Raw genomic sequence first — 12,744 nt, 5'->3', positions numbered from 1 at the left:
GATGGCGGGAGATGTGGGAGAGAGGCCGGGACAAGCCCGGCCAAGAGATTGATCAGTGTGCCTGTGACGGCGGTGTGGTGGCGTCGTCGCCCTCGGGATTCTCGACGCGCTCGACCTGGGGCTGGCCGGGGTGCTGCTCGGTATAGAGCATCATGGCGGCCATGCGCGCATGCTCGGTCAAGGCGAAAAGGTCGTTCTCGTTCTCGGCGTTGTCCTCGAGCTCGATCTCCAGGTTGACGAGCGAGCCAAGGTCTTCGAGCACTTCGCGCAAAGCCGCCGACCAGTCGTCACTCTGGCCGCCGGCCTCGACGATGGCTTCCAGAAAGCCCTGAGTCCATTCCTGTAGGCCGTGCGCGCGCTCGGCGAGAGAGAACAGGTCATCGGGCAGCAGCGGCTCGAAGTTGAGCTCTGGCGCGGCCAGGGCGTCCAACGCCTGCCGCCGCCAGGCGAGCAGGACTTCGCCGTCTTCACGGCTATTGGGTTGGTCGACACCCAGGGTCGCGCAGACTTCCTCGAGCCAGGTATCGGCGCTGATGTCGGCCAACGCCAAGCGTGCGCACAAGCGACCGTCGAGAAACGCCGGTGACTGCATGCTGCCGTGGGCGAGAAAGGTGTCGGCGACACGTGAAAAATCGAGTTGTTCGTCGATTAGGGACATGATGCGGTCCTGTGCTGCAGGCCACCGGGCCGCGTTGACCGCGACCGGGCGGCTCTTTATAGTGATCAATGGCTTACATGGCGGCGAACGTAGGCTCGCGACGGGCAGGATGCCATGGTCGTCGAGGCTGTTCCCTCCACCGCGCATGACGCGGAAACTTGGTTCCATCTTACCGCATCGGGCCCGACCTTGGCCCGCTCTGGAGCGATCCATGAACGACGCCTCGCGGCAGACGACCGAGATCACGTTGCTGGGACGCCCCTACGTGATCGCTTGCCCGCCCGACCAGGAAGACGAGTTAAAGCGCGCGGCGCGCTATCTGGATCGCGCCATGAACGGCATCCATTCCCAGGGCAAGGTGCAGGGCGCCGAGAAGATCGCCATCATGGCGGCGCTGAATATCACTCATGAACTCCTCGAAGCGCTCGACACCCAGCGCGAAAGCGAGTCCAGTCTGTCGCGCCTTAGCGAGCGTCTGGAACAAGCCCTGGCCGATGCGCCCGTCGCCGATGACAAACCTTCAAGCTGACGTTCGGCCTTGCCCGACAAGCACTTAGGTTCGTTACGCCAGGGCTCTATACAAGAAACGGTGCGATACGAGACAAGAGGCTATACGCGGGAAGGCTCTATACGAAAAGTGCCTGATGCTTTGGCCGCGCCCCAGTCTCTGCTAGGATAGGGGCGTTCCCTGAAGTGTTCGCCAGTCGTTATAGTCCCTCGAGCCTATGCGCATTACTAGGGGGCCAAATGCTAGACGGGTCTGTGTGCATGTCCGTGCGACGGAAAGCCTGATGACTCGTCTGCGGTCACCCACCTTGAACCTTTAGGTTCAGGGCCAGAACGACAGCGGCACTTTGGGGAACCTCACCGAACATGACGCACGAAGCCCCTCTCGAACTATCCGACCGACGCAGCCTACGCCGCGAATTGCGCCGGCGTCGACGCCGACTTTCCGCGTCCCAGCGCCGTCAGGCCGCCTATGCACTATGCCGCCGCCTGCGCCAGTTGCCAGAGGTCAAACGCGCGCGCCGCGTTGCGCTCTATCTACCCAACGACGGCGAGATCGACCCGACACCGCTGATCGCATGGTTCCGACGCCGCGGCGTCCGGGTCTATCTCCCGGTGCTGCGTCCGTTGTCCGACAATCGCCTGTGGTTCGTGCATTACCACGCCAAGACGCCCATGCGCACCAATCGCTTTTCCATCTCGGAACCGAGCACGCGCCATGGCGCGCATCGCGCACGGCGTCTGCCGGCCTGGGCACTGGACCTGGTGCTTATGCCGCTGGTTGGTTTCGATATTCAAGGCAACCGACTGGGCATGGGCGGCGGCTTCTACGACCGCACCTTCGCCTTTCGACGCCTACGCCGTCCGCACCCGTGCCTGATCGGCCTTGCCCACGACTGCCAGTACGTCGAGCGATTGCCCATCGCGGGCTGGGATGTGCCTCTCGATGCCATCGTCAGCGACGCCCGCACCGTGCGCCCGTAACGCAAGCGGCCGACGATGGGGAACCATCGTCGGCCGCTCAGCGGGCCATGCAATCACTCGGGCGTTCAGAGGGGTTTACAAAAGGACTGCGCTCGACAATCCGGCGTTAAAATCGGCCTCAAAATACTCATTTACTCCACGTAAACTCCGTGTTTTCACCCGATTTTGCCTTGTCTTGACTTCGCTCGCCTGTTTTGTACACACCCTCTTCAAGACGACCGGCGAATACGCCCAGATACCGGGGCGTACATCAAGTACCCATCAATGTCTGTGCGTAACCCGTCGCCACTACACCCAAGCCAAACAACATTACTAAAGCCATGACTAGATCAGGCTTGCGTTTCATTTCCTGCTCCGTAAAGGACTGTTTTTTATAGCACCCCAAATAACGCTTACGACTATAGGGCCAGCCGTATGGGTTGACAACTGGCCCCGGGCACAAGAATGAAACGTTTGGTTAACGAACGATGTTCTTATTTGCTATTCGTCATATTAACGATATGAGAACCTATGGAAATATAGGTTCTCATAATCTATAGCTATAAAGGCGTCATAACATGACGCCGGACGGTTCACGCCATGAACAGACGATAGGCGGGGTTGTCGGATTCTTTCCAGTACCGATAACCGATGCGCTCGAAGTGTTCCTCGACATGCGCCCGGGCGCCATCGGGAATCTGCATGCCCACCAGAACCCGGCCATACGCCGCGCCGTGATTGCGATAGTGGAACAACGAGATGTTCCAGTCGGCAGGCAGATGCGTCAGGAAGTTCATCAACGCACCGGGGCGCTCGGGAAACTCGAAGCGATAGACTTCCTCGCTGAAGTGTTCCTTGGGGCGTCCGCCGCCGAGATGGCGAATGTGCAGTTTGGCCAGCTCGTTATCGGTGAGATCCTCCACCGGGTAATCGGCCTCGCGCAGCTTGTCGATCACCGCCTGGCGATCGTCGCCCCCCGGCTTGACCTGCACCCCGACGAAGATATGCGCCTGCTCGGGATCGGCGTAGCGATAGTTGAACTCGGTGACCATGCGCTTGCCGATGGTCTTGCAGAACTTCTTGAAGCTGCCGGGGCGCTCGGGGATCGTCACCGCGAGGATCGCCTCGCGCTGTTCGCCCAGCTCAGTGCGCTCGGCGATGTGCTGCAAGCGGTCGAAATTGGTATTGGCGCCCGAGTTGATGCACAGCAGCGTCTGGCCATCGACGCGCTCTTGCTGGATATACTTCTTGAGCCCGGCCAGTGACAACGCGCCGGAGGTCTCGGCAACAGCGCGCGTGTCCTCGAAGATATCCTTGACTGCCGCGCATATCTCGTCGGTAGTGACCGTGACCACACCGTCGATCCAGTGGCGCAGGATCTCGAACGGTGCCTCGCCAATCTGCGCCACGGCGACGCCCTCGGCGAACACGCCGACCTGGTCGAGGGTAACGCGCTCGTTGGCTTCCATGGCCGCCTTGAGGCAGGCCGAGTCTTCCGCCTCGACCCCGTAAACCTTGATTTCGGGGCGCAGGTACTTGATATAGGCCACCACGCCGGCGAGCAGGCCGCCACCGCCGACGGGGACGAAGATCGCATCCAACTGCCCGCTATGCTGACGCAGGATTTCCATGCCCACCGTGCCCTGGCCGGCGATCACATCGTTGTCATCGAAGGGTGGAATGTAGGTATAGCCATGCGCGTCGATCAGTTCGCGTGCATGCGCCAATGCCTCGCCGAAGGCATCGCCCTTGAGCACGACCTTGGCCCCTCGGGCGCGTACCGCCTGAACCTTGATCTCCGGTGTGATGCGCGGCATGACGATGATCGCCTTGACGCCCATCTGCTTGGCGGCCATGGCCAGGCCCTGGGCGTGATTGCCGGCGGAGGCAGCGATCACGCCCTTGGCCTTTTGCTCTTCGCTGAGCTGGGCCATCTTGTTGTAGGCGCCGCGAATCTTGAAGGAGTAGACCGGCTGCAGGTCCTCACGCTTGATCAAAATCGTGTTGTTGAGACGGCGGGAAAGGAGGGGAGCAGGGGATATCGGTGTTTCCCGGGCCGCTTCGTATACGCGTGCCTGGAGGATTTTCTTGACGGTCTCTTCTAGCATTCTGGTGTGTCCTGCGAAATCGCGCGTCTCATTGTGAAACCGGCGCCATGGGGCGGCCAACCGGTAGCAAACTTCCATTGTTAGCAGAGGGCGCGGTATAGCGTCCAGTCCCGCGCGTGCCGTCATGTCTCTTATGCGGCGCGGATAAGCTCTATAATGGGCACGGATTTCGCCGATACGCTTTTACAAGAGCGTTTATACGAATTTACAAGAGCGTTTCTACGAACGCTGATATGAACGTTTACACAGACGTCTTACGACGCGATACGAACGCCCATACGGACGCACCATGACCCAAGACGAACTCAAGCGCGCGGTGGCTGCCGCCGCCATCGAGGATATCAAGCCCTTGCTCGGCCGCGACACCATCATCGGCGTGGGCACCGGCTCCACCGCCAATTTCTTCGTCGACCTGCTGGCCGAGCACAAGCACGACTTCCAAGGCGCAGTGGCAAGCTCGGACGCCACGGCCGAACGTCTGCGAGGCCACGGCATCGATGTCTTCGAACTCAACCACGTGGGCACGGTGCCGGTTTATGTCGACGGCGCCGACGAGATCGATGCGCACTTCAATATGATCAAGGGCGGCGGCGCGGCGCTGACGCGCGAGAAGATCGTCGCCGCCTGCGCCGAGCGTTTCGTGTGCATCGCCGACGCCTCCAAGCGCGTCGACGTGCTCGGCGGCTTCCCGCTGCCCATCGAGGTGATTCCCATGGCCCGTTCCTATGTGGCGCGGGAGATGGTCAAGCTGGGCATCACACCGGTCTACCGCGACGGTGTGGTCACCGACAACGGCAACCAGATCCTCGATGGTTACGAATGCCTGTTCGAGGACCCCAAGGCCATGGAGCAGCGCCTCAACAATATCGTCGGCGTAGTCACCAACGGGCTCTTCGCCCAGCGCGGCGCCGACGTGCTGCTGTTGGGAACGGAGAATGGCGTCGAGCGCTATACGCCCTGAGCGTGTACATCCGCCGGCAGACGCGCCGCGATGCCTTCCAGCGTCTTTTCCAAGGCGCCGCGATTGGCGGCCACCACCGCTTCGCCGGCGGCGCCTAGCCGACGGCGCTGATCGGGATCGTCGGCTAGGGTCGCCAGGGCGTCGCCCAAGGCCTCGGCGTCGCCGATCTCGCATAGCGCCTGGGCCTCGCGCAGGGTCTCGGCAATGTCCTGAAAGTTCTCCAAATGCGGTCCGGTGAGTACCGGGACGCCGAGCGCGGCGGGCTCGAGCAGGTTGTGTCCTCCGATGGGCACCAGGCTGCCGCCCACGAAGGCGGCGTCCGCTGCGGCGTAAAAGCGCATCAGCTCGCCCATGGTGTCGCCCAGCAGGACGCTCGTCTCGGCGCTGGGCGTTTCACCTTGCGAACGCCGTGCGAGGCACTCGCCGCGTGCCTCGCAGAGTTCGGCCACCGCCGAGAAGCGCTGCGGATGGCGCGGCACCAACACCAGCAAGGCTTGGGGATGCGTGCGTCGCAGGCGGGCATGCGCGGCCAGTACCTGCTCGTCTTCGCCCTCATGGGTCGAGCCGGCCACCCACACGAATCGCGCACCCCACTGGGTATGTAATCGCTCACCCTCATCGCGCAATTCGGCATTGATGGGTAGATCGAACTTGATCGAGCCGACGACGTCGCCACGCTCACCGGCCAATCCCAGTGCCGTAAAACGTTCGAGATCCGCCGGCGACTTGGCCGCCAGCCAGCTCACCGCGCCCAGTGCGCCACGCAGCAATGGCGCCACCTTGCGATAGCCCTGGAAAGCCTTATCCGAGAGCCGAGCGTTGGCGACCACCACGGGCACGTGCTGCCGTTCGCACGCTGCCAGCAGGTTAGGCCACAGCTCGGTCTCGACGATGATCGCCAGGCGCGGTCGCAAGCGCTTCACGAAACGCCGTGCCGCGCCCGGGAAGTCCAGCGGCAGGAAATAATGCGTGAGCGCATAGCGCTCGGCGGGAAACAGTGCCCGTACGCGCTCGGCGCCGGTCGCGGTCATGGTGGTGACCACCAGACGGTGGTCGGCATGACGCAGCGCCAGAGCCTCGATCAAGGGACGTGCGGCCAGCACTTCGCCAACCGAAGCGGCATGCAGCCAGATCGTCGGCGTGCCGTCCGCCGTGTCGGCGATCAGCCCCAACCGTTCCGCACGCTTGTTAGTGAGCGCATGCTCACGCCATACCCGCCACCAGACCAGCGGTGAGAGCAGATACAACAACGCGCTGTAGAGGCCACGTGCGACGCCCGGTGCGATCATGATGCCGCCTTAGCCTTCACGGTCGAGAATGGTGCCGATCATCGCCGTGGTGGAGACGCCATCCTCGAAGTTGAGCACCCGAACCTCGCCGCCATCGGCGATGACCGCTTCACCGCCGGCGATGTCCTCGGGGCGATAGTCGCCGCCCTTGACCAGCACATCGGGCAACACCTCGGCAATCAAGCGTGCCGGGGTCTCCTCGGCGAAAGGTACTACCCAATCCACCGCGCTCAAGCCCGCCAATACCTGCATGCGCCGTTCGAGAGCATTGATCGGCCGCTTGGGGCCCTTGAGACGCGCCACGGAGGCATCGTCGTTGACGGCCACTATCAGCCGGTCCCCCAGCCGCTTGGCCTGCTCGAGATAGGCCACGTGGCCAGCATGCAGGATGTCAAAACAGCCATTGGTCATCACCACCCGTTCACCGCGCAGCTTGGCCGCGCGCACCGCGTCGACCAACGCACTTTCCTCGATGGGGCCGAATTCGGCGAGCTTGTCGCCATGCAGCGCTGTGTAGAGCTCGGCGATGGACAATGTCGCGGTGCCCGGTTTGGCGACTACCAGCCCCGCCGCCAGGTTGGCGAGCATGATCGCTTCCGGGTAGCCTTGACCGGCCGCCAACGCCAGCCCCAGCACGCCGATGACGGTATCCCCGGCGCCGGTGACATCGAAGACCTCGCGCGCATGCGTCGGTAGATGCAGCGGCGCGTGGCCCTCGCGGATCAACGTCATGCCCTTCTCGCTGCGCGTGACCAGCAGCGCCTCGAGCTGCAAGTCGGCGCGTAGCTGCTCGCCCTTCTCGGCGAGCGTGGCATCGTCGGGGCATGGCCCCACCACCGCTTCGAACTCGCCCAGGTTGGGGGTGATGATGCTCGCCCCGCGGTACTTATCGAAAGCATGCCCCTTGGGGTCGACCAGCACGCGCTTACCTGCCTGACGCGCGATGGCGATCAGCGCTTCGACGCGGTTGAGGCTGCCCTTGCCGTAGTCGGAGAGGATCACGACGTCGGCGTCGGGCAGCGCCGCCTCGACGCGCTCGGTCAGGCCCTGGGTGTCGATCTCCCACAGCGATTCCTCGAAGTCGAGACGCAGCAACTGCTGGTTGCGACTCATCACACGTAGCTTGGTGATCGTGGGAATCTCGGGGCTATGATGAAAGTGAGTACTTACATCAGAAGCTTCAAGACTCGCCTTGAGCAAGGCGGCATTGTCATCCTCGCCGACCACGCCCGCCAGCGCGGCATGCGCACCTAACGCGGCGATATTGAGCGCCACGTTAGCGGCGCCGCCGGGGCGGTCTTCCGATTCACCGACCTTGACCACCGGTACCGGCGCTTCTGGCGAGATGCGTGAGGTGCCGCCATGCCAATAGCGGTCGAGCATGACATCGCCCACCACCAGTAGGCGGGCCTGTTCGAGAACGGTCAGATCAAGTTTCATGGTCGGGCTCCGAGCGGGGCGAAGCGGACGGCGCGGCATCCAGCAAGGCATCGAATTGGGCGATGACGTCGTCGGCACGGATAAGGCTCATGGCGTCGGGGTGCCGCACGCGCGTGCCCCACGGGATAGCCTCCGGTGACTTGTGCAGATAACGACGCACGGCATCGGGATAACGGTCGACCACGAAGCGCCGCCAGCAATAGGGCGCCGCGCGATCGGGATTGGTGGTGGCGAAAAGCCCCAGCGTAGGCGTGCGCAGGGCGTTAGCCATGTGCACCGGCCCGGAGTCGGGCGCAATCACCATGCGCGCGCGGTCGAGCATGGCCAGAAGCCCCTTGAGCGAGGTGCCGCCGATGGCATCGATGACCGCCTCTTCCGCGCACAGGACGCGAATGCGCGCGCCCATTTCCTGCTCCTGGGCGCTGCTGCCCCCGGTCATCACCGTGCGCAGGCCGTGCTCTTCCCAGGCATGTGCGATCACCGCCGCATAGCCCTCGGCGGACCAGTTGCGGAAATTGCGCAGGCGCGGATTGGCGCAGGGGCTGATCACCACGTAAGGCGTCTCGCCGGTGACACGCGCGGCTTCTTGGTAGGCGCTGTCGGGGATCGCCAGATCCCAACGCAGAGGCTCGGCATCGACGCGTTCTTCGCCGCCCAGCAGGCGCGCAAAGTCGAGAAACGACTCCAGCACATGCGCACGGTCATGCGGCGCCAGTTGACGATGCGTGAACCAGTTCTGCCAATCCTTGGCCCGCGCCTTGTCGTACCCGATCCGCAGGTCCGCCTTGAGCCCTAGGGAAAGCGCGCTGGCGCGCAGCGCCTGTTGCATGTGCAGCAGCACATCGAAACGCGTGTCGCCGAGCTGACGCCAGATCTCGCGCATGCCGGCCCAGCCCGAGGCTTTGTCATAGACGATGAACTCGACCCCTGACAGGCCGGACAGTAGACTGTGCTCCCCCTTGCCGATGATCCAGGTGATGCGGGCATCGGGCCATAGGCGCTGCAGCACGCGAATGGTGGGGACGAGGTTGCAGACATCGCCCAGCGCGGACAGTCGTAGTACACAAATATGCGCGGGACGGACGGGCAGAGGATGCTTCATGCGGTTGGCAACATTCCAAACGGGACAGGCATTCATTCTATATGATGCCGACATTCTATGTGACGCCGGCCAAGGGCCACAAATCGACTCGCGCTGGCTGACCCCGGACTTCTGGCGCGAGCGCGACGCCGTACTCGGCGAAGCGCCAGGGCGTGGGGCGAGCCTTTTCATCGCCTGCGATGAGGAGCGCTGGGCGCTGCGGCCCTACCGACGAGGCGGCCTGATCGCCCGACTCAGCGATGCACGCTATGTGTGGACCGGGCTCGAGCGAACCCGAGCCTTTCGCGAGATGCGCCTGACCGCCGAACTCAAGCAGCGTGGCCTGCCAGTGCCCGCGCCGGTGGCTGCCGGCGTGTGGCGACACGGCCCGAGCTATACCGCCACGCTGATCACACGGCTAATTCCCGATGTGCAGGCCCTGGCCGAGCGACTGCCGACGGCGACGCCCGCCCTTCTGAAGCGGGTCGGTCATACCGTGCGTCGTTTTCACGACGCCGGACTCGACCATGTCGACCTCAACGCCCGCAACCTGCTCGTCGATGCCGACGACCATATCTGGCTGATCGACTTCGACCGCTGCCGGCTGCGCACACCGGGGCGTTGGCAAGAAGACAACCTGGCGCGCCTCGAGCGCTCGCTGGCCAAGTTCGGCGCCCCCGAGGCCATGGCCTCGGTACGCCTTGGCTATGCGGCATCCGCGTAAATCTCGCACAGTCCGGATACGTGTCGGGCCAGCGTGAAGCGTGCATTGACGAAGCGGCAGGCATTGGCGCCAAGGCGTTCGCGCAGTGCGGGCGCATCGCGTAGCTCGCCGAGGGTCGCCGCCCAGGCCGCCGGGTCTTGCGGGTCAGCAAGCCGCCCGCCTTCACACCCTATCAGCTCGGGAATCGCACCGCTGTCGGCGCCCACCACCGCCTTGCCCGCCGCCATCGCCTCGATCACCGTGAGCCCGAAGGCCTCGTTGCGCGATGGCACGCAGACGATATCCATCACCTCGAAGAGTCGCGGGAGATCCCGCCGAAATCCAGTGAACGTGACACGCTCTTCAAGGCCCTGTTCGCGAACTTGCTGTTGCAGGGAAGCGATGAAGGTGGGGTTGCCGCCCTCGTCCGCCTCCAGCCCCCCGATCAAGACCAGGTGGGATTGCGTATCGCCAGCGTCGCGCAGACGGATAAAGGCATCCAGCAAGAGTTGCTGCCCCTTGCCGGGCGTCAGGCGGCCCGGCAAGGCCATTGCCACCGCCTCACGCGGTATCCCCAACGTATCGCGCAATGCGCATCGTGCGTCGGTGTCGAGCTGGGGGACGAAATCCGCCGTGTCGATCCCCAGATACAACAGGGTAATCCGCGATGCGGGTAGCGGAAAGGCCTGGCGGTTGCGGGTCAACGTTACCTCGCTAATCGACAGCACACGGTCGACATGCCGATAGACCCAGCGATGATAAGGATCGTGTTTGGGCCGCGTGACGCCCATATGATCGGTGAAGACAAGACGCAGTTCGGGGCACAGACACTTGAGCAACGCGCCGAGGCGCAAATCGCTCGATTTGTGACAATGTACGACACCAATGCCTCTGCGGCGCAGCCAGCGCACGAGTACCGGCAGTTGCCAAAACGCGCGCAAGGGTGAGCGCACACTACGCATCTCGGTCGCATCGCAGCCGGCCAACGTCTTGGCTAGACGCGTCCCTTCGAGCGTCAGTACATAGGCGCGCCACCCCTGTCGGGCCAGCTCGGGTATAATTCGCGCAGGATACATTTCCAGCCCGCCCCAACCGCGGGATAAACAGATATGCAAGACCTTGTGCTGCAAGGCAAGCTCCTCGGACAATGGTCGACTCACGCGTCGACGCCACCGGGCACAGGAGACTCGATGACCCAGTCGCGCCCACAGCGCATCCTCGTGGTACGCAACGACAAGCTCGGCGACTTCATGCTCGCCTGGCCGGCCCTGGCCTGCCTGAAGAGTGCCCATCCCGACAACCATGTTGCCGTACTGGTGCCCACCTATACGGCGCCCTTGGCGCATGCCTGCCCGTGGATCGATGAGGTGATTCTCGACCCGGGCGGCGCCGCGCCGCAACGTCAGCAGAAGGACTTGCTCGCGCAACTGCGCGCCGCGAAGTTCGACGCCCTGCTGACGCTGTTCTCCACGCCACGTATCGGGTGGCTGGGGTGGCGGGCCGGCATTTCCCTACGCATGGCGCCCGCCACCAAGTGGGCACAGGTATTTTACAACTTTCGCATTAAACAGCGTAGGTCGCAATCGCAGAAACCCGAGTACGTTTACAATCAGGACCTGGCCAGCTCCCTGCTACACACACTCGGCCAAGACATGCCAACACTGGCACCACCTTACTGGCCGCTGCCCGATGCGACGCGCGATACCCAACGCCAGCGCCTGAGCGACGAACTATCGCTTCCCTCGACACGCCCTTGGTGGTTTCTGCATCCCGGCAGTGGCGGCTCGGCGGTCAACCTCAGTGTGGCCCAATACGTGGACCTTGCGCAGGCTATCAGCGCCAAGCTGTCCACACAGCCGAAGTGGGTGGTTACTTACGGTCCTAGCGAAGAGCCCATTGCCCAGCACTTGGTGGAAACACTCAACGCACGCGAGGTCGATGCAGTGCTCATGCCGCCACGCGCTAGTCTGACCGATTTCGCCGAGACCTTGGCCGTCGCCGATGTCTTCGTCGCCGGGTCGACTGGGCCCTTGCACATCGCCGGGGCACTCAACCGACCCACGATCGGCTTCTACCCTGCCAAGCGCTCGGCCACGCCGCTGCGTTGGCAAACCTGCAATGCCGAGACACGCCGCCTGGCCTTCAGCCCCCCTACCGATGATGCCGCCGCCAGCGATATGTCGCGTATCGACATCGCGGCGGTGGCACGCCAAATTGCCGACACTTGGCCAACGCCAACGGCCCCCGAGGAAACGCCATGCAACCGCTGACCGGAATCGTCATCACCCTCAACGAGCAAGCCAACATCGCCGACTGCGTGCGTTCGCTGTCGCGCGTCTGCGACGAGGTCATCGTCGTCGACTCGCTGAGCACCGACGACACCGTGGCCATCGCCGAGGCCGAGGGCGCTCGGGTGATCGCGCAGGCCTATCTCGGCGACGGACCACAAAAGGCGCATGGCGTGCCGTTTGCCAAGAACGACTGGATCCTGGCCGTGGATGCCGACGAGCGCCTCGACGACGACGCCGTGACCCTGATCGAATCGCTCGCTTTAGACGACCCACAGACTGCCTACAGCTTTCGACGCAAGAACTACGTGGCTCGGCATTGGATTCGCGCCGCCGGCTTCTATCCGGACTCGGTGGTGCGTCTTTACAACCGCACCACTGCCGGTTACCTACCCAAGAAGGCACACTCTTCGGTCGAGGCCCCCAAGGTCGAGGCCACCACGGCACATCTGCGACATTTCACTTACGAGGACATGTCACACTGGATCCGGCGCATCGATGCGCTCTCCAGCCGCGATGCCTGGGCGATGAAAGAACGCGGTGTACGCCCCTCGCGACTGCGCCCGACGCTGCATGCCGTCAACGCGATGCTGCGCAAACTGGTCTTCAAGGGCGGCATGCTCCAGGGAATGGATGGCATGACGGTCGCGCTGACTACCGCATTTCATGCCTACATGAAGTACGCCAAGCTCAACGAGCTCTACGAACTCGAACAAACGCCGCAACGATGAGTCAGATCGGCTTCT

At 63.4% G+C, this 12,744-nt stretch carries 12 protein-coding genes and 1 other RNA gene; 7 read left to right on the top strand and 6 right to left on the bottom strand.

Annotated elements, in window-relative coordinates; translation table 11 throughout:
• Positions 1-52: 52 nt before the first annotated feature.
• Positions 53-658: a UPF0149 family protein gene (locus SR908_RS08620; RefSeq protein WP_246923177.1), complete on the bottom strand. Its 606-nt coding sequence runs from the start codon at positions 656-658 to the stop codon at positions 53-55.
• A 211-nt stretch (positions 659-869) separates the two neighbouring features.
• On the opposite strand from SR908_RS08620, the gene SR908_RS08615 reads away from it, so the two are divergent.
• From SR908_RS08615 to SR908_RS08605, 3 genes are all read left to right on the top strand, one after another.
• Positions 870-1,187, top strand: a complete 318-nt coding sequence (locus tag SR908_RS08615) for a cell division protein ZapA (protein ID WP_246894710.1) — start codon at positions 870-872, stop codon at positions 1,185-1,187.
• Between the two features lie 153 nt (positions 1,188-1,340).
• Positions 1,341-1,523, top strand: a non-coding RNA gene (gene ssrS / locus SR908_RS08610) — 6S RNA.
• A gap of 8 nt (positions 1,524-1,531) precedes the next feature.
• Positions 1,532-2,149, top strand: a complete 618-nt coding sequence (locus SR908_RS08605; RefSeq protein WP_246923180.1) for a 5-formyltetrahydrofolate cyclo-ligase — start codon at positions 1,532-1,534, stop codon at positions 2,147-2,149.
• A 572-nt stretch (positions 2,150-2,721) separates the two neighbouring features.
• Here the strand turns inward: SR908_RS08605 and ilvA are convergent.
• Positions 2,722-4,314: a threonine ammonia-lyase, biosynthetic gene (gene ilvA / locus SR908_RS08600; protein WP_281504970.1), complete on the bottom strand. Its 1,593-nt coding sequence runs from the start codon at positions 4,312-4,314 to the stop codon at positions 2,722-2,724.
• 211 nt (positions 4,315-4,525) lie between these two features.
• Between ilvA and rpiA the strand changes: the two genes are divergently transcribed.
• On the top strand, positions 4,526-5,197 hold the full coding sequence (gene rpiA, locus SR908_RS08595; RefSeq protein WP_246923184.1) for a ribose-5-phosphate isomerase RpiA: 672 nt from the start codon (positions 4,526-4,528) through the stop codon (positions 5,195-5,197).
• Here the strand turns inward: rpiA and waaA are convergent.
• Genes waaA through SR908_RS08580 form a run of 3 tightly spaced genes read right to left on the bottom strand, consistent with a single transcriptional unit; the run spans position 5,185 to position 9,028 of the window.
• Positions 5,185-6,486 (bottom strand): lipid IV(A) 3-deoxy-D-manno-octulosonic acid transferase, encoded by a 1,302-nt coding sequence (gene waaA, locus SR908_RS08590; protein ID WP_246923185.1) that lies wholly within the window; start codon positions 6,484-6,486, stop codon positions 5,185-5,187. The two genes, rpiA and waaA, sit on opposite strands and share 13 nt — an antisense overlap.
• Positions 6,487-6,495: 9 nt before the next feature.
• Complete coding sequence (gene hldE, locus SR908_RS08585; RefSeq protein ID WP_246923187.1) at positions 6,496-7,926, bottom strand: bifunctional D-glycero-beta-D-manno-heptose-7-phosphate kinase/D-glycero-beta-D-manno-heptose 1-phosphate adenylyltransferase HldE; 1,431 nt, start codon at positions 7,924-7,926, stop codon at positions 6,496-6,498.
• Positions 7,916-9,028, bottom strand: a complete 1,113-nt coding sequence (locus SR908_RS08580; protein ID WP_246923189.1) for a glycosyltransferase family 9 protein — start codon at positions 9,026-9,028, stop codon at positions 7,916-7,918. Before SR908_RS08580 ends, hldE begins: the two co-directional genes overlap by 11 nt.
• Here SR908_RS08580 and SR908_RS08575 point away from each other — a divergent pair.
• On the top strand, positions 9,027-9,731 hold the full coding sequence (locus tag SR908_RS08575; RefSeq protein WP_246923192.1) for a 3-deoxy-D-manno-octulosonic acid kinase: 705 nt from the start codon (positions 9,027-9,029) through the stop codon (positions 9,729-9,731). The two genes, SR908_RS08580 and SR908_RS08575, sit on opposite strands and share 2 nt — an antisense overlap.
• On the opposite strand, the gene SR908_RS08570 is transcribed toward SR908_RS08575, so the two are convergent.
• Positions 9,713-10,870 (bottom strand): glycosyltransferase family 4 protein, encoded by a 1,158-nt coding sequence (locus SR908_RS08570; protein WP_246923194.1) that lies wholly within the window; start codon positions 10,868-10,870, stop codon positions 9,713-9,715. The two genes, SR908_RS08575 and SR908_RS08570, sit on opposite strands and share 19 nt — an antisense overlap.
• Positions 10,871-10,900: 30 nt before the next feature.
• Here SR908_RS08570 and SR908_RS08565 point away from each other — a divergent pair, with 30 nt between their 5' ends.
• Complete coding sequence (locus SR908_RS08565; protein ID WP_246923197.1) at positions 10,901-11,980, top strand: glycosyltransferase family 9 protein; 1,080 nt, start codon at positions 10,901-10,903, stop codon at positions 11,978-11,980.
• Positions 11,968-12,729 (top strand): glycosyltransferase family 2 protein, encoded by a 762-nt coding sequence (locus SR908_RS08560; protein WP_040240183.1) that lies wholly within the window; start codon positions 11,968-11,970, stop codon positions 12,727-12,729. The genes SR908_RS08565 and SR908_RS08560 overlap by 13 nt, the downstream gene beginning before the upstream one ends.
• The last annotated feature ends 15 nt before the right edge of the window (positions 12,730-12,744 follow it).

It is taken from the genome of Chromohalobacter canadensis (assembly GCF_034479555.1).
GTDB lineage: Bacteria > Pseudomonadota > Gammaproteobacteria > Pseudomonadales > Halomonadaceae > Chromohalobacter > Chromohalobacter canadensis.
This window is presented reverse-complemented; position numbering and strand designations above follow the sequence as displayed.

Bases quoted from the DNA above. Each gene is read 5' to 3' on its own strand.
- SR908_RS08620 (WP_246923177.1), bottom strand. From the start codon at position 658: ATGTCCCTAATCGACGAACAACTCGATTTTTCACGTGTCGCCGACACC.
- SR908_RS08615 (WP_246894710.1), top strand. From the start codon at position 870: ATGAACGACGCCTCGCGGCAGACGACCGAGATCACGTTGCTGGGACGC.
- SR908_RS08605 (WP_246923180.1), top strand. From the start codon at position 1,532: ATGACGCACGAAGCCCCTCTCGAACTATCCGACCGACGCAGCCTACGC.
- ilvA (WP_281504970.1), bottom strand. From the start codon at position 4,314: ATGGAAGTTTGCTACCGGTTGGCCGCCCCATGGCGCCGGTTTCACAAT.
- rpiA (WP_246923184.1), top strand. From the start codon at position 4,526: ATGACCCAAGACGAACTCAAGCGCGCGGTGGCTGCCGCCGCCATCGAG.
- waaA (WP_246923185.1), bottom strand. From the start codon at position 6,486: ATGATCGCACCGGGCGTCGCACGTGGCCTCTACAGCGCGTTGTTGTAT.
- hldE (WP_246923187.1), bottom strand. From the start codon at position 7,926: ATGAAACTTGATCTGACCGTTCTCGAACAGGCCCGCCTACTGGTGGTG.
- SR908_RS08575 (WP_246923192.1), top strand. From the start codon at position 9,027: ATGCGGTTGGCAACATTCCAAACGGGACAGGCATTCATTCTATATGAT.
- SR908_RS08580 (WP_246923189.1), bottom strand. From the start codon at position 9,028: ATGAAGCATCCTCTGCCCGTCCGTCCCGCGCATATTTGTGTACTACGA.
- SR908_RS08565 (WP_246923197.1), top strand. From the start codon at position 10,901: ATGACCCAGTCGCGCCCACAGCGCATCCTCGTGGTACGCAACGACAAG.
- SR908_RS08560 (WP_040240183.1), top strand. From the start codon at position 11,968: ATGCAACCGCTGACCGGAATCGTCATCACCCTCAACGAGCAAGCCAAC.